This is a genomic window from Cohnella algarum (assembly GCF_016937515.1).
GTDB lineage: Bacteria > Bacillota > Bacilli > Paenibacillales > Paenibacillaceae > Cohnella > Cohnella algarum.
Genome location: NZ_JAFHKM010000002.1, coordinates 5099789 through 5125481, shown reverse-complemented (window position 1 = coordinate 5125481; position 25693 = coordinate 5099789). Strand labels below are relative to the sequence as shown.

General features: G+C 59.6%; 23 protein-coding genes and 1 pseudogene. 20 read left to right on the top strand and 4 right to left on the bottom strand.

Annotated features, from left to right (window positions below; translation table 11 throughout):
• Positions 1-2: 2 nt before the first annotated feature.
• The 20 genes from JW799_RS23125 (at position 3) to dut (ending at position 22024) form a co-directional block, all read left to right on the top strand.
• Positions 3-1334, top strand: coding sequence for a glutathionylspermidine synthase family protein (locus JW799_RS23125; RefSeq protein WP_205431902.1), 1332 nt, complete (start codon positions 3-5; stop codon positions 1332-1334).
• Positions 1331-1735: a DUF350 domain-containing protein gene (locus JW799_RS23120; RefSeq protein ID WP_080839167.1), complete on the top strand. Its 405-nt coding sequence runs from the start codon at positions 1331-1333 to the stop codon at positions 1733-1735. Before JW799_RS23125 ends, JW799_RS23120 begins: the two co-directional genes overlap by 4 nt.
• 277 nt (positions 1736-2012) lie before the next feature.
• The gene (locus tag JW799_RS23115; RefSeq protein WP_205431898.1) at positions 2013-2678 is read left to right on the top strand and encodes a GntR family transcriptional regulator; all 666 of its coding nucleotides are present in this window, start codon (positions 2013-2015) and stop codon (positions 2676-2678) included.
• Between the two features lie 19 nt (positions 2679-2697).
• Positions 2698-4389, top strand: coding sequence for a dihydroxy-acid dehydratase (gene ilvD / locus JW799_RS23110; protein ID WP_205431897.1), 1692 nt, complete (start codon positions 2698-2700; stop codon positions 4387-4389).
• A gap of 130 nt (positions 4390-4519) precedes the next feature.
• On the top strand, positions 4520-6031 hold the full coding sequence (locus tag JW799_RS23105; protein ID WP_205431896.1) for a methyl-accepting chemotaxis protein: 1512 nt from the start codon (positions 4520-4522) through the stop codon (positions 6029-6031).
• 131 nt (positions 6032-6162) lie between these two features.
• On the top strand, positions 6163-7509 hold the full coding sequence (locus JW799_RS23100) for an ISLre2-like element ISTco1 family transposase (RefSeq protein WP_080836672.1): 1347 nt from the start codon (positions 6163-6165) through the stop codon (positions 7507-7509).
• A gap of 316 nt (positions 7510-7825) precedes the next feature.
• Positions 7826-8287, top strand: a complete 462-nt coding sequence (gene rimP, locus JW799_RS23095; RefSeq protein WP_205431894.1) for a ribosome maturation factor RimP — start codon at positions 7826-7828, stop codon at positions 8285-8287.
• A gap of 24 nt (positions 8288-8311) precedes the next feature.
• Positions 8312-9412, top strand: coding sequence for a transcription termination factor NusA (nusA, locus tag JW799_RS23090; protein WP_080839847.1), 1101 nt, complete (start codon positions 8312-8314; stop codon positions 9410-9412).
• A 47-nt stretch (positions 9413-9459) separates the two neighbouring features.
• Complete coding sequence (rnpM, locus tag JW799_RS23085; protein ID WP_080839845.1) at positions 9460-9777, top strand: RNase P modulator RnpM; 318 nt, start codon at positions 9460-9462, stop codon at positions 9775-9777.
• On the top strand, positions 9764-10093 hold the full coding sequence (locus JW799_RS23080) for a L7Ae/L30e/S12e/Gadd45 family ribosomal protein (protein WP_080839843.1): 330 nt from the start codon (positions 9764-9766) through the stop codon (positions 10091-10093). The genes rnpM and JW799_RS23080 overlap by 14 nt, the downstream gene beginning before the upstream one ends.
• Positions 10086-12890, top strand: a complete 2805-nt coding sequence (infB, locus tag JW799_RS23075; protein WP_205431892.1) for a translation initiation factor IF-2 — start codon at positions 10086-10088, stop codon at positions 12888-12890. Before JW799_RS23080 ends, infB begins: the two co-directional genes overlap by 8 nt.
• Before the next feature lie 32 nt (positions 12891-12922).
• The gene (gene rbfA, locus JW799_RS23070; protein WP_080839839.1) at positions 12923-13276 is read left to right on the top strand and encodes a 30S ribosome-binding factor RbfA; all 354 of its coding nucleotides are present in this window, start codon (positions 12923-12925) and stop codon (positions 13274-13276) included.
• The gene (locus tag JW799_RS23065) at positions 13273-14265 is read left to right on the top strand and encodes a DHH family phosphoesterase (RefSeq protein ID WP_205431891.1); all 993 of its coding nucleotides are present in this window, start codon (positions 13273-13275) and stop codon (positions 14263-14265) included. Before rbfA ends, JW799_RS23065 begins: the two co-directional genes overlap by 4 nt.
• Positions 14262-15212: a tRNA pseudouridine(55) synthase TruB gene (truB, locus tag JW799_RS23060; RefSeq protein ID WP_080839835.1), complete on the top strand. Its 951-nt coding sequence runs from the start codon at positions 14262-14264 to the stop codon at positions 15210-15212. The genes JW799_RS23065 and truB overlap by 4 nt, the downstream gene beginning before the upstream one ends.
• Before the next feature lie 24 nt (positions 15213-15236).
• A complete protein-coding gene (locus tag JW799_RS23055; RefSeq protein ID WP_338026318.1) occupies positions 15237-16208 on the top strand; it encodes a bifunctional riboflavin kinase/FAD synthetase in 972 nt (323 codons plus the stop codon).
• 222 nt (positions 16209-16430) lie between these two features.
• Positions 16431-16700, top strand: coding sequence for a 30S ribosomal protein S15 (gene rpsO / locus JW799_RS23050; protein WP_080839831.1), 270 nt, complete (start codon positions 16431-16433; stop codon positions 16698-16700).
• 190 nt (positions 16701-16890) lie between these two features.
• Positions 16891-18981: a polyribonucleotide nucleotidyltransferase gene (pnp, locus tag JW799_RS23045; protein ID WP_420830695.1), complete on the top strand. Its 2091-nt coding sequence runs from the start codon at positions 16891-16893 to the stop codon at positions 18979-18981.
• A 199-nt stretch (positions 18982-19180) separates the two neighbouring features.
• Positions 19181-20197 (top strand): polysaccharide deacetylase family protein, encoded by a 1017-nt coding sequence (locus tag JW799_RS23040; RefSeq protein WP_205431888.1) that lies wholly within the window; start codon positions 19181-19183, stop codon positions 20195-20197.
• 140 nt (positions 20198-20337) lie between these two features.
• A complete protein-coding gene (locus JW799_RS23035) occupies positions 20338-21618 on the top strand; it encodes an insulinase family protein (RefSeq protein ID WP_205431887.1) in 1281 nt (426 codons plus the stop codon).
• Entirely contained in the window at positions 21581-22024 is a 444-nt protein-coding gene (gene dut, locus JW799_RS23030) for a dUTP diphosphatase (RefSeq protein ID WP_080839824.1), read from the top strand. Before JW799_RS23035 ends, dut begins: the two co-directional genes overlap by 38 nt.
• 114 nt (positions 22025-22138) lie before the next feature.
• Here dut and mtnB read toward each other — a convergent pair whose 3' ends face one another.
• From mtnB to proC, 4 genes and pseudogenes are all read right to left on the bottom strand, one after another.
• Positions 22139-22795 (bottom strand): methylthioribulose 1-phosphate dehydratase, encoded by a 657-nt coding sequence (gene mtnB, locus JW799_RS23025; RefSeq protein WP_080839822.1) that lies wholly within the window; start codon positions 22793-22795, stop codon positions 22139-22141.
• Entirely contained in the window at positions 22792-23475 is a 684-nt protein-coding gene (locus JW799_RS23020; RefSeq protein ID WP_205431886.1) for a 2-hydroxy-3-keto-5-methylthiopentenyl-1-phosphate phosphatase, read from the bottom strand. Before JW799_RS23020 ends, mtnB begins: the two co-directional genes overlap by 4 nt.
• Positions 23472-24707 carry a 2,3-diketo-5-methylthiopentyl-1-phosphate enolase gene (locus JW799_RS23015; protein ID WP_205431883.1) on the bottom strand — a complete coding sequence of 412 codons (1236 nt, stop codon included), beginning with the start codon at positions 24705-24707 and terminating at the stop codon, positions 23472-23474. Before JW799_RS23015 ends, JW799_RS23020 begins: the two co-directional genes overlap by 4 nt.
• Before the next feature lie 27 nt (positions 24708-24734).
• Positions 24735-25617: pseudogene (proC, locus tag JW799_RS23010) on the bottom strand (pyrroline-5-carboxylate reductase).
• Positions 25618-25693 lie beyond the last annotated feature (76 nt).

Below are 25693 nucleotides of genomic sequence, written 5' to 3'. Positions count from 1 at the left end.
GCATGAGTCGGATAAACCGGATAAGCCGAATCGGACTTTCCCACGACGAAGTGTTCCGGGACGAGCTTGCGGATGCCGTTCCCTACCACCGGATGTACGGCAAGGAGTACTGCGTGCCGTCCTTCGTTCATTACGGGGAGACGGAGGTCGAAGCGATTCGCGCGGCGGCCGAGAGCGTCGACAACGTGTTTTGGAAAGCGCTGCGGTTCGCCCAGCGTTTTTTGCCCGATTCCTTTTTGAAAACGTACCTCGGCCTTCATCCCGCGCTGCTCGCCGCAGCCCGGGTGGAGGTTCCGTTTCACGGCCTGTCTCGCCAGGACTGGATCGTGAACGAGGCGGGAATGAAATGCATCGAAAACAATACGGATACGCCGACAGGCGTCCCGGAAACGGCTTATTTGGCGTGCGAGCTGGCGAAGCGGCATTCGCCGCATCCCGCGACGTCCGGAGGGATGCGATCGGCGATACGGACCGCTTTTGCAGAGCTTATCGAACACTACCGCTCGAACGGCCTCGACGGGCTGATCGTTTTTTCCAGCTACGGCTGGCATCTGGAGGATCGGATCAACGCCGAGTACGTGCGGAACGCGGTCGGCGAAGCGGGTTATCGCACGGCGTACGCTCCCCTGGAGGAACTGGAAATCGTGCCGGGCGACGGCCTTTATTTGAACGGCGAGCGAATTTCGATCTTGTACCGGCTGTACCCGCTCGAATATCTCGTTCACGATACCGAGGAGGCAACGGGGGAACCGGTCGGCCGCCATTTGCTGAAGCTGGTCGAGTTGGGCAAGCTCGGACTGATCAATCCGGCGCAGAGCATTATAACGCAGAGCAAAGGATTCATGGCTTTGATTTGGTCGTTGTACGAACGCCGGGACGAAACCGAAGCGTACTGCGGATTTCAGCTGTTCGATGCCGAAGACGCGAAGACGATCGAAACGTATTTGCTCCCCGCATATTACGAGAATACGCTTTTCGTTCGGACGGGGACGCCCTACGTCGCCAAAGGGTATTGGGGACGCGAGGGCAAAGGGACGGCCCTGTATGACGACGCGGGGCGCCTCCTTCTGGACGAGTGGGGCGCCGAAGACGGCGAGACGCCGGAAACGCGGCAATATTACGAGCGCCAGCCGAAAATGTACCAGCGGCTATTTCCGATGCAGGAGCTTACGATCGAGACGGAGGACGGGCCGTATACCGGCTATTTGCTGACGGGGGCGTTTGTCGTCGGCGGGCGCTATTGCGGACTGCTGCCCCGGGTTGGCGGCAAAATTACGGGGGATATGGCGTATTACTGTCCGGCGATAATCCATAAGGGAGGAACAGTGGGATGAAAGATTTTGGAATCGATTTATTGAACGTGGCGATCGGGATCGGCATTCTTCTGATCGTGCTGCTGGTCGGAGCGTTCGCGTTCGGCAAGCTGACCCGATTCGACGACGGCGAGGAAATCGCCAAAGGCAACGAAGCGGCAGGGCTGTACATGGGAAGCAAGCTGCTCGGGCTTTGCATCATCGTCGCGATGGTGTCCTTCGGCTCGGACGACTGGCTCGCCATGATCGTCTGGTCCGGAGTCGGCATCGTCATTCAATGCCTCGTCTATTTGATTTTCGATTTCCTGACGCCGAAATTCAAAGTTTGCGACGAAATCGCCAAAGGTAATCTGGCCGTCGCCCAACTTCTGAGATCGATCATCATCGGGACGTCGATCGTCATCGGTACGTTTCTCATGTAACGGACGCCGCTGCCGGAAATGCGGGAATAGGTTAAAAATTGCGAGCCCGTCAGGCGAAGCCTGGCGGGCTTTGTGCTGCCTATCTGAATGGATAAGTTCTTCGTCTTCCGAAAGAAGTTTTGCTGCTCTCGCGCGATCCAGTTGAGTCGCGGTGACTCATTTCAAGCATCCAAACGCAAACAGAGGCACGCGATTGAGTAAACTCGGAAAAAAACTATTGAAATCAATATATGTATGCGATATATTGCATATAACAAATTCAAAAAGGAGGATCCGAATGCCGATCCCGCCCAATTTTTCGTCGCCGATTCGAATGTCGGCCAAGGAACGCGTATTTTCCCAAATCCAGCGCTGGATTATCGACGGGACGCTCGGTCCGGGGGAAAAGCTGATCGATGCGGAGCTTGCGGAATCGCTGGCGGTCAGCCGGACGCCGATCCGGGAGGCGCTTCAGCTGCTGGAAGTGCAAGGCCTGGTCGCCATGTTTCCCGGCAAGGAAACGCGCGTCACGAGCATCGAGAAGGAAGATATATTCAAGCTGTATCCGACGCTTGCGGCGCTGCACGCGCTGGCGGCCGAGGATGCGGCCCGCCTGATCGTGCCGGAACAGATCGAGACGTTGAAGGAGCTCAACGCCCGGTTCGCGGAGGCGATCGAAAGCGAAAGGCCTTATCAGGCGATGGAATTCGACGAGCAGTTCCATAACGTCGTCGTGGACGCGTCGGACAATCCGTACGTCGCATCCTACAGCGCATCGCTGCAAATTCACATTCGCAGATTCAAGTACGTGTTCCTCAAGCAGCCCGTGACGGCGACGCAGGCATCGGTGGAAGAGCATGCCGCGATTATATCCGCGCTCGAAAAGCGGGATTCCGGGCTGGCATCCGGCATGATGAAGCAAAACCTGATCCGTCCGATGCACGAGCTGCACGCGCTAATCTAAAGCGGAAAGGATGAATAAAATGACTGAAAATCCAGATTTGCGGATTCGCAGCAAGGTGATCAGCGAAGGCGTCAACCGGGTTCCGAACCGCGCGATGCTTCGGGCCGTCGGGTTCGGGGACGAGGACTTTCGGAAGCCGATGATCGGCATCGCCAGCACATGGAGCGAAGTGACGCCCTGCAACATGCACATCGACGATTTGGCGAAGCGCGCGAAGGAAGGGGCAAGGCAGGCCGGGGGCGCACCTCTTATTTTCAATACGATAACGGTGTCCGACGGCATTTCGATGGGGCACGCGGGGATGAGCTTCTCGCTGCCGAGCCGGGAGGCGATCGCGGACTCGATCGAAATCGTGACGAACGCGGAGCGTTTCGACGGCGTGGTGGCGATCGGCGGCTGCGACAAAAATACGCCGGCTTGCCTGATGGCGATCGGCCGCCTGAATTTGCCGGCCGTCTACGTGTACGGAGGAACGATTCAGCCCGGAAATATGGACGGACGGAAGGTCGATATCGTCACCGCGTTCGAAGCGGTCGGAAAATATCACGACGGCAAAATGACGGAGGACGAGCTGCACAAAGTCGAATGCAGCGCTTGTCCAGGTCCCGGTTCCTGCGGGGGCATGTATACGGCGAATACGATGGCCGCGGCCGCGGAAGCGATGGGCATGAGCCTGCCCGGTTCGTCCTCGGCTCCCGCCATTTCCGCGAATAAAGCGGCGGAATGCGAGGAAGCCGGGAAAACCGTGCTCCGACTGCTCGAAAAAGGGATTTATCCGAAGGATATCATGACGAAAAAAGCGTTCGAAAACGCGATCGCCGTCGTCATGGCGCTCGGCGGTTCGACCAACGCTTTTCTGCATTTGATCGCCATCGCGCATTCGGTCGGGGTGGATTTGACGTACGACGATTTCGAGCGCATCCGGGTCAAAGTTCCGCATCTGGCCGATTTGAAGCCGAGCGGCAAATACGCGATGCAGGATCTGAACGACGTCGGCGGCGTGCCCGGCGTCATGAAGCTTTTGCTGGAGAAAGGCTTGCTTCACGGCGAATGCCTTACGGTAACGGGGAAAACGCTGGCGGAAAATTTGGCAGACGCGGCGCCGCTGAGCGATGAGCAGGCGATCATTCAGCCGTTCGAGCGGCCGCTGAAGCCGACGGGGCCGCTCGTCGTGCTCCGGGGGAACCTGGCGCCGGAAGGCGCGATCGCGAAAATGTCCGGGATGAAGAAGACGCGATTTTCCGGACCCGCACGGGTGTTCGACAGCGAGGAAGCGGCGACGGAAGCGATCGTCGCAGACAAAATCCGCAAAGGCGACGTGCTGGTCATCCGCTATTGCGGACCGAAGGGCGGCCCGGGGATGCCCGAAATGCTTTCCGTGACGGCCATGATCGTCGGCAAAGGCCTGGGCGGCGAAGTCGCGCTGCTGACCGACGGAAGATTTTCGGGCGGGTCGCACGGCTTCGTCGTCGGCCACATCGCTCCGGAAGCGCAAGACGGCGGTCCGATCGCGCTGCTTCAAGAGGGCGATAATGTAACGATCGACAGCGAAACGCAGAAACTTTCGTTCGAGGTTTCGGAAGAGGAGTTGGAACGTCGGGCTGACGCCTGGAGCGCGCCGCCGCTGAAAGCGTCCTCCGGCGCATTGGCCAAATACGCGAAGCTCGTGTCTTCCGCGGCCAAGGGAGCGGTAACGGACCTGTTCCCGTGAGTCGCCGCGAGCATCGGAAACCGCCCGACGAAAGGGCGGTTTCTTTTTTTTCAAAAATATTTCAGATGGGCAATGTATCCTCTTTAATAGAGCGACACACCGACTTCAACGAGAGGAAGAACCCATTTTCATGCAAGACAAAAAAAATCGCTTGATGCTTCAATTGGCCTTCGCCGCCGCGGCGATCAACGCGGCGATCTTCATTTTCGCGCAAACGATGGATCCGTTCCGGCACGGAACGGGCCACGGAGAAGCTACGGCCGCTCCGGGACCGGCCGGGGGACAATACGCGCTCTTAATCGTTTCCATGCTTGTTTTAGGATGGGGCGTGTTCCTTTTTTTGCGCAATCGGGATCATCGTTTGCTGCCGCTTGTCATTACGTTGTCGCTGACGTTTTCCAGCATCTCGATGATCAGCGGGAGCGGCGGCGGAGTCGAATTCCACTTCTCCATCTTTATGGTGATCGCCGCCGTCGCCTACTTTGAAAATATCAAGCTCGTTTCGTTGATGACCGCCCTGTTCGCCGTTCAGCATGTTTGGGGCTTTTTTTTCGCGCCGCGGCTCGTGTTCGGGACCGATTCCTATCCTTTTTTGATGCTGGTCGTCCATGCGGGATTTCTTATTCTGACGTCGAGCGCCACGATGCTGCAAATCCGGTCGAAGCAAACCATTACGGCCCAACTGGAAGAGGAGAAAAGGCGGCATGAAGAAAGCCGGAGCCGCCTGATCCGGCAGGTCGAGGGCTTGTCGGACCACATTCGCGCTTCGTCGGAAATCGTGACGGGAAAGTCCGATTCGAACGTGCGGATAAACCGGGAGATGATGGCTGCGTTCGAAGAAGTGATCGGGGGTTTGGGAAACCAGATTTTGTCGGTCGAGCAGATCGAGACCAGCCTGGATACGATTAACCGTTCCATTCAAAACGCGATCGATTCATCGGAGGAAATGCGAAGAAACGCGGCGGCGACGGAGGAGGCGGCGGCGGAAAGCCATGAGAAAGTCGTTCGGCTGCAGGCGCAAAACGAAGAGGTGCTCCGGTCGATGGCCGAAATTTTCGAATCGATGAACGCCTTGAAGCAATCGGTCGTTCGGGCGCAAAGCATGATCGGGCTTATTCAAGAGGTCGCCGAGCAAACGAATTTGCTTGCCTTGAACGCCACGATCGAGGCGGCGAGAGCGGGCGAGCACGGCCGGGGATTCAACGTGGTGGCGGACGAAATCCGGAAGCTTTCCGATCAAAGCCGCCGCGCGGCCGACGAAATCCAGGACATGCTGACCTCCGTTCAGGATGAAAGCCGGTTCAACTTTTCGCTGGTCGAACGAGGACAGGCGGCGGTTCGCCAATCCAGCGCGTTTATCATGGAGTTCGCGGACGATTTTCGGGAAATCCGGCAGTTGATCGAGCGGCTGCGGCAGTTTATCTCGACCGTTTACGAGACGATAACCGCCGTCAATAACGGTTCCTCCGCGGTTACCGGCGAGATGAACCAGATCGCGTCGGTGATCGAACAAGGGATATCGGCGATGGACGAGTTGTCCGCGAAAAGCGACATCTTGATTCAAGCGGCGATGGAGGTCGATCACGAGATCAAGCGGCTGAACGGACTCAGCCAGGAGTTGCAAAAGCAGTTTGAGCCGTAGACGCGTTCGATTGCCGGGATAGTGTAAAATCTCTGTGGGTGTAGGAATTGGAAAAAGCGGATATAGAAAAAGAGCTTCTCCCTTGGTAAAGTGATGTTTGCGCACAACACACCAAGAAGGAGGAAGCTCCTGTGAGCCACTTTACCACAACAATGCCGACGATGAAAGAGATTGAGCAATGGATTTTCCGGAAAATGCAGGAGGAATTCGCTCGTGCGATGAAGCAGGTACTGGAGGCGCTGGATCAGCAGATCCTGGAGCAACGGGACCGAGAGCGTTATCGAGTAAAGGACGAGCGTGAAACAAGCGTCAACACAGTGTTCGGGAATGTGCGCTTTAAGCGGAGATTGTACTGTGACCGTAGAAGCGGCAAACACGTGTATCTGCTGGATCAGCTGTTGCAATTCGAAGGGCGCGGGAAAGTCAGTCCGCATTTGGAAGAGACAGCAATCGCATTCGCAAGCCAAGGACCGTCGTACCGGGACAGCGCAAAGAGGCTGGAGCAGCTTTTGGGCTACAATGTGCTGAGCCACCAAGCGATCAGGGAAAAACTGATGGAGCGTGCGCAACAGCCGATGCCAGCGGTGAAACGGCGCGCTGCCCGCGTGCTGTTCGTGGAAGTGGATGGGCTGTACACGAAGCTGCAGCGGAGCAAAAAGCGCGGGATGGAGAACGCAATTGCAGTCGTACACGAAGGCTGGGAGAAGAACGGCAAGCGGGTACAGCTGAAGAACAAACAGCATTACCTGCATACGAGCGGCGGCGACTTCTGGGAAGGGTTCGGGGACTTTCTGGTGGAGCGTTACGAAATCGACGAGAACACGTGGCTTGTGGTGAACGGAGACGGCGCGGCGTGGATCGGGGAATGTACATCCTACTTTCACCAATGTCTGTACATGCTGGACCGCTTTCATGTGGCGCGTGATTTGAAACGCTTTGTTGGTCATTTGCCGCAGGTGTGGGAGACCGTGAGACGGTCTTTGGCCAAACAGGATGCAGCCGCGCTTATGGCGGTCCTGGAAGGCGTGTCGGAGCAAGAGATAGCGGAAGAGAACCGGAAGGATTGGAAGCCGTATAAAAGATTTCTAAAGCGGCATGAGAAGCATTTGGACGACTACCGAAAAACACTCCAGGCGAAGGGGATCGACACAAGCGGTATGCGCCCGATGGGAAGCGCGGAATCGCAGATGCGTATATTCGCCAAGCGGACGAAGCGTGGCGGGTACAGTTGGAGTGAGCGAGGCGTCAGGGCGATGCTGAGGACGATGATGAGGATTCAAGAAGCGGGCACGGTGGTAAGAACGGTTGAAGGACAAGCGAGTAAGCAGGCAACGCCGCAGCAGTCGATAAACATGCGGCAATTGCTCAAGAACGTGACGCAACCGGTCAAGGGTTGTATCGCTGGAATGATTCGCATGCTGCAAGGACCGAAGCAAAGCAGCACAACGGGTATGGCACTCAAAGCACTTCGCGGATAACGGCAAAAAATTCTGACAAATCACTTGTGTTTGATGAAAGAACGAAGCAAAGCGCTTACAAGGAAGAGGTTCCTTCGGGGTTCGCGTTCCAGGCATCTTAAATGACTGCCCACGCTAGCTTGACACTGACGGACGGTAAAATCAGGTTGCCAGCCCGCGACAGGTTATGGTATATTATTTTTGGTAATCATGTGGATATCACTGTCTGCAGAAGAGTGGGGAAACCCACTCTTTCCGTTTTGCCAAGGGCCTTTTTCGGTATGCGCGGCGGCGGAAAGCGGACGATCCATTTGAAGCAATCGGGAGGGTCACACATTTGAGCGCACCGAAAATCAAATCCGCCGTCGAGGAGCTGGCGACGCCGTATCTGGAAGAGAACGGCTTCCAACTGGTGGACGTGGAATATGTGAAGGAAGGCGGCAATTGGTTCCTGCGCGTATTCGTGGACAAGGAAGGCGGCATCGACATCGACGATTGCGGCCGCATTTCCGAATATTTAAGCGCGAAGCTGGACGAGACGGATCCGATACCGGATGCGTATTTTCTCGAAGTCAGTTCCCCGGGCGCGGAACGGCCGCTGAAGAAGCCCGAGGATGTGGCGAAAGCGGTCGGTCGTCATGTCTTCATCACGACATACGAGCCGGTAGACGGCGCCAAGGAATTTGAAGGAAGGCTGGACGGTTTTGACGGGGCGATGATCCGGATGACGATCGGAAACCGCAAACAGGCCATCCCTTACGATAAAGTGGCTTCGGCTCGCCTGGCCATTGTGTTCTAATCCCGAAGGAGGAATCATCTTCACATGAGCATGGAATTTATCGAAGCGCTCTCCGAAATCGAGCGCGAGAAGGGCATCAGCAAAGATGTCCTCATCGAAGCGATCGAAGCGGCTCTGATTTCCAGCTACAAGCGGAATTTCAATACCGCCCAGAATGTGCGGGTAGACGTCAACCGAACGACCGGCCTGATCAAGGTGTACGCGCGCAAGACGGTCGTCGAGGAAGTGCTCGATCCGCGCCTGGAAATTTCGATCGAAGCCGCCCGTGCGATCAACCCGCATTACCAGCTCGAAGATATCGCCGAAATCGAGGTGACGCCGCGGGATTTCGGGCGCATCGCCGCCCAAACGGCGAAGCAGGTCGTCACCCAGCGCATCCGGGAAGCGGAGCGGGGGCTGATTTACAACGCGTTCGTCGACAAGGAACAGGACATCGTCACCGGCATCATTCAACGGATGGATACGCGCAACTTGTACGTGGATCTCGGAAAGGTCGAAGCCGCCCTTCCGCTGACCGAGCTGATGCCGACGGACAAATTCAAGCAGCTCGAGCGCGTCAAGGCTTATATTACGAAAGTCGAAAACACGAGCAAAGGGCCGCAAATCATTTTGTCGCGCACGCATCCGGGACTGCTGAAACGGCTGTTCGAGCTGGAAGTTCCGGAAATTTTCGACGGCACGGTCGAAATCCGCTCCGTCGCGCGGGAAGCGGGCTTCCGCTCGAAAATCGCGGTCCATTCCCGCAATCCCGAAGTCGATCCGATCGGTTCGTGCGTCGGCCCGAAAGGAGTTCGCGTGCAGACGATCGTCACCGAATTGAAAGGCGAAAAAATCGACATCGTCCGCTGGTCCGAGTTCGTGGAGGAGTACGTCGCGAACGCTCTCAGCCCGTCCAAGGTGCTGGAAGTGATCGTGTTCGAAGCGGAAAAAATGGCCCGGGTCATCGTGCCCGACTACCAGCTGTCGCTCGCCATCGGCATTAAAGGGCAGAACGCGCGCCTCGCGGCGAAGCTGACCGGCTGGAAAATCGATATCAAGAGCGAGACGCAAGCGGAGCAGGAGTACGGCAGGCCGCGGACGCTGACCGGCGAAGTGATGCATCAGGACAGCGTGACCATCGACTAGCCGCAGATCCGGCCGTTCATATAGCTGCAAGACAGGGGGAGAGGACGATGAAGCAACGTAAAATTCCGCTGCGCAAATGCGTCGCCACGCAGGATATGATGCCGAAGAAGGAGCTGATCCGCATCGTCCGCACGCCCGAAGGGGAAATCCTGATCGACATGACGGGCAAAAAGCCCGGGCGGGGCGCCTATTTGTGCGGCAAATCCTCCTGCTTCAAGCTGGCCAAAAAAAACAAGGCGCTCGACAGGGCGCTCAAAACGACGGTGCCGCCGGAAATTTACGATCGGCTGGAAGCGGACTTCATCAAGGTGCAGGACGAGTTCAACGCGGCAAAGGAGCTGGCGGACGAAGATGACGACGAATAAGGCGCTGTCCCGTCTGGGGCTCGCGATGCGGGCGGGGAAGCTGGCATCCGGGGAAGAAATCGTGCAAAAAGCCATACGCTCCGGCGATGCCAAGCTGGTGCTGCTGGCGGAAGACGCATCGGAGCTGACGCGTAAAAAAGTGGCGGACAAATGCGCAAGCTACAACGTTCCGCTATTGATCGGATATACGCGGTACGAGCTGGGCGGCGCCGTCGGCAAGCCCGAGCGCGTTTTGTTTGCCGTGACGGATCGAGGCTTTGCCGACATGATTCGAAGCGGCTGGGTTCAACATTCGGAGGTGGACAATATTGACTAATAAACAAGAGACGCAAGACAACAAGGATAAGGTTCGCGTATACGAATACGCCAAAAAGCTCAACATGAGCAGCAAGGAAATCATAACGATTCTGAAGCGGGTCAATCTGCCCGTGAACAACCATATGAGCGTCATGGAAGACAACATGGTTCACGCCGTCGAGAAGTTTTTCCGCGACGTTAAAGCGAACGCGGCGGCCAAAATGGCGCAGTCGAAGCCGGCCGGCGGCGGAGCTCGTCCGGACGCTCCGGCGGGCGGCCGCAAGGCGGAAGACGGAGCTGCCGTGAAGGCGGCGCCGAAGCCGCCGCAAGCGGAGCAGCCGCAGCCGGCGCAAAGCGGCCAAAGCGAGCGCCCGCAAGCGGAAGGCGACCGCGCGGGCGGCCGGCAAGGCGAGCGCGCGCATGATCAGGGCGGCCGCGGAGACCGTCCGCAGGGCCAAGGGCAGGGCGGCAACCGCTTCGGCGACCGTCCGCAAGGTCAAGGACAGGGCGGCAACCGCTTCGGCGACCGCCCGCAGGGCCAAGGGCAGGGCGGCAACCGCTTCGGCGACCGTCCGCAAGGCCAAGGGCAGGGCGGCGGCAATCGCCCGCAGGGCCAAGGGCAGGGCGGCAATCGCTTCGGCGATCGTCCGCAGGGCCAGGGGCAAGGCGGCGGCAATCGCTTCGGCGACCGCCCGCAGGGTCAAGGCGGCAACCGCCCGCAAGGACAGGGCGGCGGCAACCGTCCGCAAGGCCAAGGCGGCGGCAATCGCCCGCAAGGTCAAGGCGGCGGTCGTCCGCAGGGCGCGGGCGGCGGCTTCGGCGCGCGCATTCCGGCTCCGCCGGCAGCGGCGGCGGCTCCCGCGGGCAGCCGCGGCGGCGCGCGTCCGGGCGGCGGCAAAGGCCGCGAGGATTTCAACCGCAACGGGGGCGCCGGCGGCAAGCGCAAGGAGAACGATTTCGGCAAACGGTTCGACGACGGCCGGATGAACTTTAAATCGCGCGGCAAAGGCGGCAAAAACGGGAAAAACCGCAACAACCAGCCGCCCCGCGAAAAAATCGACAACACGCCGAAAAAAATCATCGTCCGCGGCGAGATGACGGTCGGCGAGCTCGCCAAGCTGCTGCACAAGGACGCGTCGGAAGTCATCAAGAAGCTGCTCTTCCTCGGCGTCATGGCGACGATCAACCAGGATCTCGATCTCGACACCGTGCTGCTCGTCGCGAGCGAGTTCGGGGTCGAAACCGAAGTGAAGATCGTCGTGGAGGACACGAACTTCGAGACGATCGAAGAGAACGACGATCCGGACGATCTGCTCGAGCGCCCGCCGGTCGTCACGATCATGGGCCACGTCGACCACGGGAAGACGACGCTGCTGGACGCCATTCGCGAGACGAAGGTCGCTTCCGGCGAAGCCGGCGGCATCACGCAGCATATCGGCGCCTATCAAGTCGAAGTCAACGGGAAGAAGATCACGTTCCTCGATACGCCGGGTCACGAAGCGTTTACGACGATGCGCGCCCGCGGCGCCCAGGTAACGGATATTACGATTCTCGTCGTCGCGGCCGACGACGGCGTCATGCCGCAAACGGTCGAGGCGATCAACCATGCCAAAGCGGCCAACGTTCCGATTATCGTGGCCGTCAACAAAATCGACAAACCCGGCGCGAATCCGGATAAAGTCAAGACGGAACTGACGGAATACGGTCTCGTGCAGGAAGAGTGGGGCGGCGACACGATTTTCGTCGAAGTGTCCGCGAAGCAGCGCCTGAACCTCGACAACCTGCTGGAAATGATTTTGCTCGTCGCCGAAGTGAACGACTACAAGGCGAATCCGGACAAACGCGCGCGCGGCACGGTACTCGAAGCCGAGCTCGACAAGGGCAAGGGCCCGATCGCCCGCATTCTCGTCCAGAACGGAACGCTCAAAGTGGGCGACGCGTTCGTTGCCGGCGACCGGTTCGGACGCATCCGGGCGATGACGAACGACCGCGGCCGACGCGTCAAGGAAGCGGGACCGTCGACGCCGGTCGAAATTACGGGCCTCACGGAAGTGCCGCAAGCCGGCGATCCGTTCATGGTGTTCGAGGACGAGCGGAAGGCGCGCGAAATCGCCGAAAAGCGTTCGATCAAAACGCGCCAGGAAACGCTCAAGTCCAACTCCAAGGTTACGCTGGATGACTTGTTCAACAAGATCAAGGAAGGCGAGATCAAAGATCTCAACGTCATCCTGAAGGCCGACGTGCAAGGCTCGCTCGAAGCGCTGAAAGGCTCCCTCGAGAAAATCGAGATCGAAGGCGTGCGCGTCAAGGCGATTCATACCGGCGTCGGCGCCATTACCGAATCGGACATTACGCTCGCCCTCGCTTCGTCGGCGATCGTCGTCGGGTTCAACGTCCGTCCCGAGCCGCGGGCCGCGGCCTTCGCGGAACAAGAGAAGGTCGACGTCCGCCTGCACCGGATCATTTACAAGGTGATCGAAGAAATCGAGCAGGCCATGAAGGGAATGCTCGATCCGGTCTTCAAGGAGAAGGTCATCGGGCACGCCGAAGTCCGGGAAACGTTCAAGGTCAGCAAGGTCGGCACGATCGCGGGCTGCATGGTCACGGACGGCAAGGTGACCCGCACCGCCGAAGCGCGGCTCGTCCGCGGCGGAATCGTCGTGTACGAAGGGAAAATCGATACGCTCAAAAGGTTCAAGGACGACGCCAAGGAAGTGTCGGAAGGCTACGAGTGCGGCTTGACGCTCGAGAAGTTCAACGACATTCAAATCGGCGACGTGATCGAGGCCTTTGTAATGGAATCTGTCCAGCCTTGACGTAAGGGCTGGCGGCATGAGGTGAAGCAGGCATGGCCAAATTTCGCGTCGGACGCGTCGGCGAGGAAATAAAGCGGGAAATCAGCACCCTGATCCAGACGGAACTGAAGGATCCGCGCATCGGATTCATCACCGTTACCGGGGTGGATGTTACGAACGATTTATCTTTGGCCCGGGTGTTTTTGAGCATTCTCGGGAGCGAGGAGCAGAAGGAAGCGTCGCTGCACGCGCTCGGCAAGGCGAAGGGCTTCCTCCGGAGCGAGCTCGGGCGGAGAATGAGACTCCGCCACACGCCCGAAATCGAATTTCGCTTCGACCATTCGATCGAATACGGCAGCCATATCGAATCGCTGCTGCAAAAAATCAACCGGGAGAGCGGAGAATGAACGATCGGTCCGGGCAATTCGAGGCGGCGGCGCGTTTTTTGCGGGAGCGCGACGATTTTCTCGTCGTCGCCCACGTACAGCCGGACGGCGACGCCATCAGCTCCACCGTCGCGATCGGATGGCTGCTCGATCGGTTGGGCAAGCGATTTACGATGTACAACGACGGGCCGGTTCCGTCGCGGCTGTCGTATTTGTGGCGAAGCGGAGACATCGCGACGGCGGCCGGCGACGGCGGCATGAAGCTTTTCAAGCATGTCGTCACGGTCGACTGCGCGGATTTCGGCCGCGTCGGGGAAGCTGCCAAATGGTTTGCCCCGGATCGCGAGCTGCTCAACATCGACCACCATGCGACGAACGACGGCTTCGGGACGGTCAACCTGCTCGATTTCGACGCCGCCGCGACGGCTCAGATCGTTTTTGAACTGATGAACGCGATGGGGCTGACCCCGGACGCGGAAATGGCGACGGCCCTGTATACCGGGCTGATGACCGACACGGGCGGCTTTCGGTATTCGAATACGAGTCCGCGCGTCATGGAAATCGCGTCCTCGCTGCTTGCCGCGGGAGCGGACGGCGCCGCGCTGGCGGAGCGGCTGCTGGAGCGAATGACGATGGGACAAATGCTCATGATCCAGAGGGCGCTGTCGCGCCTTGCGTTCAGCGATGACGGGAAAATCGGCTGGCTGTGGGTCACTGCCGACGATTTGACCGAGACGGGCGCTTCGAACGAAGATTTGGAGGGGCTCGTCAACTATCCGCGGAATATCGAGGGCGTCGAGGTCGGGCTGCTGTTCAAGCAGTTTGCGGACGAAGGCGTAAAAGTGAGCTTTCGCTCGGCGGGCCTCGTCGACGTCGCCGCCGTCGCGCAGCAATTCGGAGGCGGCGGCCATATCCGGGCATCCGGCTGCCGGATCGCGGCGCCGCTCGCGGAGGCGATCGAACGGGTGCTGGCGGCGCTGCGGGCGGATTTGGAGGCCAAACGCTCATGAACGGCAACCATTCGTACGAAGGCGTGCTCGGCGTTTGGAAACCCGCCGGCTGGACCTCCCACGACGTCGTGGCCAAAGCCCGCCGCATTATCGGCGTCCGGCGGATCGGGCATACCGGCACGCTGGATCCCGCCGTAACGGGCGTTTTGCCGATTTGCGTCGGACGGGCAACCCGGATGGTGGAATATTTGCAGGAGATGCCGAAAGCGTACGAAGCGACGCTCCGGTTCGGCATCGCGACCGATACGGAGGACGCCGGAGGACAGGTCGTCGAACGAGCGGAGGTTCATCATCTGACCGAAGGGGATATCGTTGCGGCGATCCGGTCGTTCGTCGGCGACATCGAGCAGACGCCGCCGATGGTTTCGGCGGTCAAGGTGAACGGCAAGCGGCTTTACGAGCTCGCGCGGCAAGGCGTGACGGTCGAGCGCAAAGCCCGGCCCGTGACGATTCACGGCATCGAAGTGCTGGAATTGAACGCGGCGGGACCGCATCCGGAGGTTCGCTTTTCGGTTCGCTGCTCGAAAGGGACTTATATACGGACGCTATGCGTCGATATCGGCCGCAAGCTTGCGGTGCCGGCCGTCATGGCCGAGCTGAAGCGCGTGGAGAGCTCCGGGCTGACGGAGCGGGATTGCCTGACGCTGGAACGGATGGCGCAGCTGAAGCAGGACGGAGCGCTGGAAGAGAAGTTTATCCCGGCCGACCGGCTGCTCGGCTTTCTTCCGAGCGCCAGGGCTTCTTTTGCCGAAGCGAGAAACGCGCTGAACGGGAAGACGATCGAGGCGAAAGCGCTCGATCCGGAGCCGAAGCAGCCGGGACTGTGGCGACTGTACCGCGAGGACGGAGCTTTTCTCGGATTGTTCGACGCCGATGCCGAAAGAGCTTCCCTTCGTCCGGTCAAAGTGTTTCATCCGGCGGACGAAAACGGACAGGCCGTTCGGTAGTCGGAAATGGCAGGAGGACAGCAAGTGGAACGTTATGACATTTCTTTTTCGACTGTGGCGCAAGCTTTCGACATACCGGAGCAAGCCGCAAAGCCGGAAGGCGTCTCGCTCGCCATCGGTTTTTTTGACGGCGTCCATCTCGGCCATTCGGAAGTGATCAAGAAAGCCGTCTCGCTCGCCAGGGACCGGGGACAACGCTCGGCGGCGCTTACGTTCGACCCCCATCCGCGCGTCGTATTGGGCAAAGACCAATACAACACGATTTTGACGCCGCTGGATCGGAAAGCGGCCCGTTTCGCGGAGCTCGGCGTGGACATCGTCTATGTCGTTTCGTTTGATTTGGGCTTTTCGCAAGTGACGGCCGAGCAGTTTGTCGGCAGCCTGCTTGCGCCGCTTAACGTTTCGACCGTCGTCGTCGGGTTCGATTTCCGGTTCGGCCACCGGGGGCAGGGCGATCCCGCCACGCTTCGGGAGCTGGCCGGAGGCCGCATCGACGTTAAAGTCGTCGAACCGGTATACCTCGACGGGGCCAAGGTGAGCAGCACCCGCATCCGCGCCGAGCTGGCGGACGGCCATTGCGACCGGGCGGCGCTCCTGCTCGGCCGGCCGTACGAACTGACGGGGACGGTCGTGCACGGCCAGGCTCGCGGGCGGCTGATCGGGTTTCCGACGGCCAATCTTTCGGCCGACGAGCCGTACGTGCTTCCGCGCCACGGCGTCTATGCGGTCCGGGCAAAAGACGGCGGCGCGGAATACGGAGGCGTCATGAACGTCGGCATCAGGCCGACCGTCGACGAAGCGGGCGGGGAACCGAAGCTGGAGGCGCATTTGTTCGATTTCGACGGGGATCTTTACGGCCGCGAGCTTGCCGTGCAGTTTGTCAAGTACATTCGCCCGGAGAAAAAGTTCGGCTCGCTCGAAGAACTGAGCCTGCAAATCAAACGGGACGCGGACGAAGCCCGCGAAATTTTGGCCGAGACGCGCTCGCTCGCCTAGCGATCGGGCGAAAGCGACGCTGGCGTCCGATCGCCCGCTTCGTCGATAACGAACAAAACTTGACCGCGCCATTGTAACCGGCATTCGTCCTATGCTATACTGATAGTTGTTGCCTATGCTCCGGCATATGCAGCGGTATTTTGGAACCTTGGCTTGGCCGTTTGCTCTCACCGGCGCCAGCTGGGCCAATGGCGATTCGAACGAACAAGGAGGTGAACGAGGATGGCACTGACGCAAGAACGCAAGCAAGAACTGATCGAGCAATTCAAGACGCACCCTTCGGACACCGGGAGCCCGGAAGTCCAAGTTGCTATCCTGACGGAGAACATCAACAACCTGACGGGCCACTTCCGGGAGCACAAGAAGGATCACCACTCCCGCCGCGGTCTGCTCAAGATGGTCGGCCAACGGCGCAAGCTGCTGGCATACCTGAAAAACAAAGATGTCAACCGCTATAGCGCTCTGATCGCAAAGCTCGGCCTGCGCCGTTAATTTGCGCGTTGCAAGAAGCAACCTGTCGTGTCGCACGGGAACGATCCCGACGGGCACCGGGTTGCTTTTTAATTGAGCGAGCGAACCGAAGAAACGGTTCTTAAGATGACTCCGGCAGGAAATAATGAAAGTGTGTCGAAAGTACATAAGGCCGAATAGAGGAGGGATATGCTTGGTACATCGTGTAGAAATGCAGCTTGGCGGTCGTCCGCTCGTTCTGGAAACCGGTCGTCTGGCCAAGCAAGCGAACGGAGCCATTTACGTCCAATACGGCGAAACGGTCGTTCTGTCGACGGTAACGGCATCGTCCGAGCCGAAGGATCTCGATTTTTTCCCGCTTACCGTCAATTATGAGGAGCGTCTTTACGCCGTAGGGAAAATTCCGGGCGGCTTCATCAAACGGGAAGGACGTCCGAGCGAAAAGGCGATCCTGGCCAGCCGGCTGACGGACCGTCCGATTCGCCCGCTGTTTCCGGAGGGCTTCCGGAACGACGTGCAAATCGTCAATCTCGTCATGAGCGTCGATCAGGACTGCTCGCCGGAAATCGCCGCGATGATCGGCACGAGCGCCGCATTGTCGATTTCGAACGTTCCGTTTAACGGACCGATCGGCGGCGTCATCGTCGGAAGGGTCGACGGGCAGTTCGTCATCAACCCGACGGTCGCCCAGGAAGAGAAGAGCGACATGTACGTCGTCGTCGCCGGCACGAAGGACGCCATCATGATGGTCGAGGCGGAAGCCGACGAGGTGCCGGAGACGGAAATGCTCGAAGCGATCATGTTCGGGCACGAAGAAATCAAAAAAATCGTGGCGACGATCGAGCAGCTCCAAGCGGAAGCCGGCCAGCCGAAAATGGAAGTCGTGCTGCACGCCGTCGACAAAGCCGTGGAAGCGGACGTAAACGCGTACGCCAAGGATCGCCTCGTCGAGGCGGTGCGAATCGCCGAGAAGCATGCCCGGCAGGAAGCGATCGACGCGATCAACGCCGAGACGGTGGAACACTTCGCGAACGCATACGCGGATGCTCCCGAGAAGCTGGGCGACGTCAAGGAAGTGCTGTACGACATCGTCAAAAACGAAGTCCGCCGGCTCATCACGCATGACAAAGTGCGTCCGGACGGCCGCAAGCTCGATGAAATCCGTCCGATCTCCGGCGACACCGGCGTGCTGCCGCGGACGCACGGCTCCGGTCTGTTTACGCGCGGCCAGACGCAGGCGCTCAGCGTTTGCACGCTCGGCCCGCTCGGCGACGTGCAGATTTTGGACGGCATCGGACTCGAGGAGTCGAAGCGGTTCATGCACCACTACAATTTCCCGCCGTTCTCGGTCGGCGAAGCCCGCCCGCTGCGTCCCCCGGGCCGCCGCGAAATCGGGCACGGTGCGCTCGGCGAACGCGCCCTGCTCAAGGTCATTCCGAACGAATCCGAATTCCCGTATACGATTCGTCTCGTATCCGAGGTGCTGGAATCGAACGGTTCGACGTCCCAGGCAAGCATTTGCGCGAGCACGCTCGCGATGATGGACGCCGGGGTGCCGATCAAGGCGCCGGTAGCGGGCGTGGCGATGGGGCTGATCAAGGACGGAGACCACTTCTCCATTTTGACCGATATCCAGGGCATGGAAGACCATCTCGGCGATATGGACTTCAAGGTGGCGGGCACAGCCAAAGGCGTGACGGCGATTCAGATGGACATCAAGATCGACGGCATCGACCGCTCCATCCTGACGCAATCGCTCGAGCAAGCGAAGGAAGGCCGGATGTTCATTCTCGGCAAAATGATGGAAGTGCTTGCGGAACCGCGCAAAGAGCTGAGTCCGTACGCGCCGAAAATCGTCACGATGAAAATCCATCCGGACAAAATTCGCGACGTCATCGGCTCCGGCGGCAAGATCATCAACAAGATCATCGAAGATACCGGCGTCAAAATCGACATCGAGCAGGACGGCACCGTCTACATCGCTTCCTCCGACGCGGCGGCCAACGAGAAAGCGCGCTCGATCATCGAAGGCATCGTGCGAGAAGTCGTCGTCGGCGAAATTTACATGGGAACGGTGAAGCGAATCGAAAAATTCGGCGCCTTCGTGGAAATTTTGCCGGGCAAGGACGGACTCGTTCACATTTCCCAACTGGCGAACGAGCGGGTGGCGAAAGTGGAGGACGTCGTCGCGATCGGCGACAAGATCGAAGTCAAAGTCACGGAAATTGATTCGATGGGACGCATCAACCTGTCGCGCAAAGTGCTGCTGAACGCGAGCGCCCCGCAAGTTCCTGCCAATTAAGGCGAACCGAATACCTGCTGAAAAGAGACCGATACCGTCAGTCTCTTTTTTCATGTTTGCGATAAGATCGGCCCGCCTTAGGTCTCGTACATAATTTAAGTCGATTTGGCATAAGATGGAGGCGAGGAAACTCGCTGCCTCGCACGGGTTGTCCTGGATTGAAGCGCGCGAGCCCGCGCGCGGACGAGGAGGGAATCCGATGCGAACGACGTCGCCGATTCGGCTGGCGGCGCTGCTGGTCTGCCTGGCGGCGCTGTTGGCCGCCGGCCGCTACGGTCCGATCGCGCCTTATGTACAAGCCGTAAAAAGCGACAAAACCGCCTCCATCGCGTTTGGCGGGCTGGAGAAGACCGACGCGGGACCTGCGGGTCTTGCGGAATGGATAAAAGCGGAAGCGCCGAAACTCGCGATACCGCCGGTCGACGCGAAAATCGACCGGGTGTGGAAAGCGATCCCCGGCTACAACGGCCGGGAAGTGGACATCGACGCCACGCTGGCGCGGGCGAAAGAGCTTGGACTCGGTCCGGGCGGGGAGCCGGGCCGATTTCCGTGGGTGTTCCGCGAACTTGAGCCCGCGGTGCAATTGGATCAATTGGAGCCGGCTCCCGTCTATCGCGGAAATCCGAACAAGCCGATGGTCGGTTTGATGATCAACGTCGCCTGGGGCGACGAATATTTGCCTTCGATGTTAAAGACGCTTGCGGACGAAAAGGCGAAAGCGACGTTTTTTTTCGACGGCACCTGGCTGAGCAAAAATCTCGACAAAGCCCGGGAAATCGTGAAAGCGGGCCACGAGGCGTCCAACCATGCGTATACCCATCCGAACATGAGCCGGCTTGGCGCCGAGCGCCAACGAAGCGAGATTGCGAAGACGGAGGCGCTGCTGAGAGACGGGCTCGGGACGAGCAATAAATGGTTTGCGCCGCCGTCGGGCGACTTTAACGAGCTGACCGTGCGAACGGCATCCGGGCTGGGACTGCGAACGGTGCTGTGGACGCTCGATACGATCGACTGGAAAAAGCCCCCCGCCTCCGGGGTCGTGGCCAAAGTTTCCGCCCAGGCGGAGCCCGGAACGCTTATTCTCATGCATCCGACTTCGACGACGGAGCAGGCGCTCGCGGGCATCATCCGCGCCGTTCGCGAAAAGGGGCTGGAGCCGGGCACGGTGACGGATACGCTCTCGTCGGCGCGAACGGAAGACCGTCCGGCCGCATAGGCGCGGCGATTGGCCGGCTTTTGTTCGCGTCGTTCGGCAGGCGTCTCGTTTGGCCGCGTGTCGGATTCTCCCGTCCGCGCGGTTGAGACGCTTGTCGATATTTGGTATAGTGTTACTACTGATCAGTAGGGGGAGAATGGGTGAACAAATATCAATTAAAAAACGGCCTGCGCGTCATGATCGAATCGATTCCGACCAGCCGTTCCGTCGCTTTCGGAATTTGGGTCCGGACCGGTTCCCGCAATGAAACGCCGGACAACAACGGGATCTCCCACTTTATCGAACATATGCTGTTCAAAGGCACGGAACGTTTTTCCGCCAAGGAAATCGCGGACCGGTTCGACGGCATCGGCGGCAACGTCAATGCGTTTACGTCCAAGGAATATACGTGCTACTACGCCAAAGTGTTGGACCAGCACTTGCCGATCGCGGTCGACGTGCTGTCGGATATGTTTTTCAGGTCGCAGATGGCGGACGAAGAGCTCGCCAAGGAAAAGAACGTCATCCTCGAAGAAATTTCGATGTACGAAGACACGCCCGACGATACGGTCCACGATTTGGCTTCCCGGGCCTCCTTCGGCGACCATCCGCTCGCCTACCCGATTTTGGGCACGGCCGAGCTGCTGAACGCGATGGGGCCGCAGGATCTTCGCGGCTATATGAAGGACCGCTACCGGATCGAAAATACGGTCGTCAGCCTTGCGGGCAACGTCAATGAAAGCGTGCTGGAGCTGCTCGAGAAGCATTTCGGGCATTTCGACGTTCGCGGCTCCGACGCCGCGCTGCATGCGCCGAAATTTCGTTCCGATGCGTTGTTTCATAAGAAGAAAACCGAGCAAAATCATCTCTGCCTGACGTTTCCGGGCTGCGCGATCGACGATCCGAAGCTTTATGCCATGATTCTGCTCAATAATTCGATCGGCGGCGGCATGAGCTCCAGGCTGTTCCAGGAAATCCGGGAAAAGCGCGGCCTCGCATATTCGGTTTACTCTTACCATACGTCCTATGCGGACAGCGGCCTGCTGACGGTATACGCGGGCACCGCGCCCAAGCAGACGCGGGACGTTTACGATTTGACGATGGAGATGCTCCAGGAGCTGAGAGACAAGGGCCTGACCGAGGCGGAGGTTGTCCGGGGCAAGGAACAGCTTAAAGGGAATCTCATTTTGAGCCTGGAAAGCACGAGCAGCCTGATGAACCGCATCGGGAAAAACGAGCTCATGCTGGGAAGGCATTTCACGCTCGACGAAATGCTCGAGCGCATCGATTCGATTTCGATGGAAGACGTTAAAGGCATGCTGGAAAAAGTAATGGCGGAACCTTGTTCGATCGCGCTGGTCGGCGGACAGGAGAAAGCGCTTGAAGGAATCGGGAGGGAATTCATTGTATCCAGTACAGTTGAAGCGGCTGCCGGGGAATGAAGACATCGCGCTCCCGCAAAAAATGTCCGAATGGGCGGCGGGGTTCGATCTTCACGCGGCCGTAACCGAGCCGGTCGTTCTCGGGCCGGGAGAGCGGGCTTTGATCCCGACGGGCTTTGCGATGGCGATGCCCCGCGAATTGGAGGCCCAGGTGCGGCCCCGCAGCGGGCTGGCCTACAAACACGGCATTACGTGCCTTAATTCGCCGGGCACGATCGACGCGGATTACCGGGGCGAAGTGAAGGTGCTGCTGATCAACCTCGGCCGGGAACCGTTCGCGATCAACCGCGGCGAGCGCATCGCGCAAATGGTGTTTCAAACGGTGCCGCAAGTGCGGTTTGCCGAAGTGGAGGAGCTTTCCGAAACGGTGCGGGGAGCGGGCGGCTTCGGCCACACCGGGACGTAAAGCGCAAGCGGCGTTCGTCTCGAAAAGAGAACGGCCGGAACGGCCGCTCATTTTCCGAAAAGCGAGTTTGCGGACAATGAAGCGGCCGATTCCGGCCGTTTTTTCGTTTCGTTTTTATTTCCCGCGCACCAACTGCATCCGGTACACGTATTCGAACAGGAATTCGAACGCTTCGAGATGCTTTTTCGCTTCGAAGGCGTCGCGTCCCCACGCGTAAATGCCGTGCTTGCGCAGCAGGATGCCGGGAATGCGCGGGTCGAGCCGCTCGGTCACTTCCGGCACGATGCTCGGGATGTGAGCGAAGTTGGAGACGATCGGCACGTCGATGACCGCTTCCTCGTCCCAAATGTTGAACGCCTTGATCAGCTCGACGCCTTCGACCGGGACGGCTTTGCGGTCCCAGAACAGCTCGGACACGATGCTGTTGAACACCGAATGGATGTGAAAAATGGCGCCGGCGCCGGTCAGGCGGTAAATTTCGCAATGGATGAGCGTTTCCGCGGACGGCTTGAGCCGGGTTTCCTCGCACGGCTTGCCGGTCTGGTCGACCAGCAGGAAGTCCTCGGGGGTCGAGGCGGCTTTGTCCTTGCCGCTTGCGGTGACGGCGAATGTAAAGGCTTCCGGCGAGAAATCGCCGACGCGCATGGACAGGTTGCCGCTCGTGCCCGGGAACCAGCCGCGGGCGGCGAAATCGGACTTGACGACGGACAGCTCGCGGTAAACCCGCTGCTTGTCCTCCAGAAGAATCGGTTGCTTGGCAACTTCGCTCATCGTTTCCAGTCTCCTTGTTCCAAATGTGCCACGATGTCGTGAAAAGTTTCGAACGGGACGTGGGGGAGCCCCAGCTCGCGGCATTTTTCCGTCAGGTGCGAACGCGAGTAGACGAGATCGGCCAGCTTCGCGCCGGGAAAATCCGTGACGCTGTCGCCGATCAGAATGCGCCGATACTGTTCGCGCGGATAGCGGCGAATGATCGTCGTTTTGCACATGCCGCAGCCGCCGGCATTGTCGCAATCGTCATCGCATGGGTTCGGCCACGTAATCCGGATGCGTTCCCCGCTAAAATCGCTTCCGTTGCAAAAAATATGGTCCCGCGGAATATCGAACGGCGCAAGCAGCGGATACACGAAAAAATCGATGCCGCCGCTCGTGACGAAAAAATCGACTTCGTTCTTTTCGCACCAAGCCAGCAGCTCCGGAAACCCGGGACGGATGCCGGCGTTTTCGAGAACGAACCGCGTCACTTCCTCCCGCATGGACGAGGGCAGCAGGGCGAACATTTCGCCGACGCCTTGGCGCACCTTTTTCCTTTCCGCGACGATGTCCTTCACGATCGGCTCCCAGCCGGGCGGGTCGAAATGCTTCATGATCGCGACGATGTTGTCGCTCATCGTGATCGTGCCGTCGAAATCGCAAAACAGCACCGGAGGACGTACGTCTGTCGCGCTCATGCGTGGCGGACCCCCCAACGCTCGATCGCGAGCCGCAGCTCTTCGCGGTCGGCCGCGTACGCTTCGAGAGACGCCCCGGCGGCGACCGCGTCGATCGCTTGCCGGAAGGCTCGTCCGCCGGCCGCGGCCCCTTGCGGATGGCCGTGAACGCCGCCGCCGGCGTTGACGACGACTTCTCCGCCGAAATCCCGGATGATGAGCGGCACGAGTCCCGGATGAATGCCCGCCGACGGAACCGGGAACGCCTTTTTAAGCGGCAGCGCGGGGTCGACGAGGGCTGCCTGGACGGCGAGATTTTCCTCCTTCGGCATGACGACGGAGCCGTAGGGCGAAGGGAAGAGCGACAGATCGGCGCCCGCGATCCGCGTCAGCTTGCCGAGCAGCAGCGGCGCGGCGATGCCGTAGTGGGGCGACGGATAAAACGCGCCGGCCATCGCCGGGTGAGCCGCGATCGGAACGGAGACGGCCGGATCGGCGGCCAGCTCGGCCAGCGCGTCGAAGCCGTAGGCGAGCACGTTGAACAGCAGGCCGTTCGCGCCCGCGTCGATCGCCTTCAGCGCGTTTTCCCGCAGCTTGAACGTCGGACCGGTCAAATTCGTAAAATAAATCAGCTTTTGCCCGGTCGTTTTTTCCGCTTCCCGGGCCGCTTCGACGCACGTTTCGACGCGGCGTTCCAGAGGCGTGAGGGGATTTTCGAACAAAATTTCGTCGTCCTTGATCAAATCCACGCCGCCGAGCGCCTGCTGCAAAAACTGCTCGCGCAAATTCGGCAGGTCGTAGCCGATGACCGATTTGAAGATGCTCATGAGCAGCGGACGGTCGAACACGCCGAGCCGCTCGCGGACGCCTTCGATGCCGAATTTCGGACCGGCGAACGCGCCGAGGAAAGAGGCCGAAGGGGAGAGGTCGAGCAGCTTGATGCGTCCGTCCATCGACAGCTTGCCGAATGCGGTGACGAGCAGCGCCGGCAGATCGCGGCTGAAGTTCAATTCCGGGTACGCGATCGTAATGTCGGCGTAGCGCTCGCCGGGAGCGGCGTTGTCCGGCTCGTGAGCGTCGATGGAAACGACTTTGCCCAGGTGCATTTCCATTTTTTGCTTTGCAACTTCGGGAAGTTCGGTCCAGCTGCCGACGGTAAGGCCGACGGCGATGCCTTCCGCTTTTTTCGCGAAATCGGCTTTATCGTCGAACAGCCGGTATGTGGCCGTCGTGTAGGCTTGGTTTTCGCTCATCGTAGATCCCTGCTTTCTTCTCGTTCTTTATTTCCGGCTCAGCGCATCTTCGGCGATCGCTTGTCCCATTTCCGCCGCCCGCGCCGCGCAGCGGTCGAGCGCCCGGCCGACCGTCTCGACGAAGCCGAGGCGGTCCATCGTTTCGATCGCCGCCTGCGTCGTACCGTTCGGCGAGGTCACTTTCCGGCGCAAGTCGGCGGGGATTCGCCGGTTTGCCGGACCATTTCGGCCGCGCCGCGAACCGTCTGCACGGTTAGCGCGTGCGCGGCTTCGGGCGACAGCCCTGGGCGACGCCCGCCGCGATCATCGCCTCCATCATGTAATAGATGTAGGCGGGACCGCTTCCGGAAACGGCGGTGACCGTTTCCATCAGCCGCTCTTCGACGACCGTCGTCATGCCGACGGCGTCGAACATCGCAAGCGCCAGGGCGCGGCCTTCGGCGGCGACGGTTTCGGAGAAGCTGAGGCCGGTCGCGCCGAGGCCGATCGTACTGGACGTGTTCGGCATCGTGCGAACGACGGGTTGGGGTCTGCCGAGCAGCAGCTGGATCGTTTCGATCGACAATCCCGCGATGACCGAAACGATCAGCTGATCCTCGCGCAGAAAGGATTTAAGGCCGAGCAAGGCTTCGGCCGCGTCTTTCGGCTTCATGCACAGCACGATGACGCCGGCTCCGGCGAGCGCCTGCCGCTTCTCGGCATCGGTTGCCGCGGGCCGAACCCCGTACAGCTGCCGCAGTTCGGCCAGGCGGGCCGCGTTTTGCCGGTTCAGGACGGTCATTCGTTCCGGGGACGCGGCCCCGGTAGCGGTAAGTCCCCGAACGATCGCTTCGGCCATCGAGCCGGCCCCGTAAAAGCATAAATCGACGTTCGCGAGAGGGGAGACGTTCCCTTGGCGTTGTTCGGACATTTGAAACACTCCAATTTTGCCGGCGGCCTTCAGCCTCAAGTATTAAGTCTTCCGTCGTCACTTCGGCCGCCGTTAT

Coding starts and splice junctions, on each gene's coding strand:
- JW799_RS23125 (WP_205431902.1), top strand. CDS start 3: ATGAGTCGGATAAACCGGATAAGCCGAATCGGACTTTCCCACGACGAA.
- JW799_RS23120 (WP_080839167.1), top strand. CDS start 1,331: ATGAAAGATTTTGGAATCGATTTATTGAACGTGGCGATCGGGATCGGC.
- JW799_RS23115 (WP_205431898.1), top strand. CDS start 2,013: ATGCCGATCCCGCCCAATTTTTCGTCGCCGATTCGAATGTCGGCCAAG.
- ilvD (WP_205431897.1), top strand. CDS start 2,698: ATGACTGAAAATCCAGATTTGCGGATTCGCAGCAAGGTGATCAGCGAA.
- JW799_RS23105 (WP_205431896.1), top strand. CDS start 4,520: ATGCAAGACAAAAAAAATCGCTTGATGCTTCAATTGGCCTTCGCCGCC.
- nusA (WP_080839847.1), top strand. CDS start 8,312: ATGAGCATGGAATTTATCGAAGCGCTCTCCGAAATCGAGCGCGAGAAG.
- rnpM (WP_080839845.1), top strand. CDS start 9,460: ATGAAGCAACGTAAAATTCCGCTGCGCAAATGCGTCGCCACGCAGGAT.
- JW799_RS23080 (WP_080839843.1), top strand. CDS start 9,764: ATGACGACGAATAAGGCGCTGTCCCGTCTGGGGCTCGCGATGCGGGCG.
- rbfA (WP_080839839.1), top strand. CDS start 12,923: ATGGCCAAATTTCGCGTCGGACGCGTCGGCGAGGAAATAAAGCGGGAA.
- JW799_RS23065 (WP_205431891.1), top strand. CDS start 13,273: ATGAACGATCGGTCCGGGCAATTCGAGGCGGCGGCGCGTTTTTTGCGG.
- truB (WP_080839835.1), top strand. CDS start 14,262: ATGAACGGCAACCATTCGTACGAAGGCGTGCTCGGCGTTTGGAAACCC.
- rpsO (WP_080839831.1), top strand. CDS start 16,431: ATGGCACTGACGCAAGAACGCAAGCAAGAACTGATCGAGCAATTCAAG.
- pnp (WP_420830695.1), top strand. CDS start 16,891: ATGCAGCTTGGCGGTCGTCCGCTCGTTCTGGAAACCGGTCGTCTGGCC.
- JW799_RS23040 (WP_205431888.1), top strand. CDS start 19,181: ATGCGAACGACGTCGCCGATTCGGCTGGCGGCGCTGCTGGTCTGCCTG.
- mtnB (WP_080839822.1), bottom strand. CDS start 22,795: ATGAGCGAAGTTGCCAAGCAACCGATTCTTCTGGAGGACAAGCAGCGG.
- JW799_RS23020 (WP_205431886.1), bottom strand. CDS start 23,475: ATGAGCGCGACAGACGTACGTCCTCCGGTGCTGTTTTGCGATTTCGAC.
- JW799_RS23015 (WP_205431883.1), bottom strand. CDS start 24,707: ATGAGCGAAAACCAAGCCTACACGACGGCCACATACCGGCTGTTCGAC.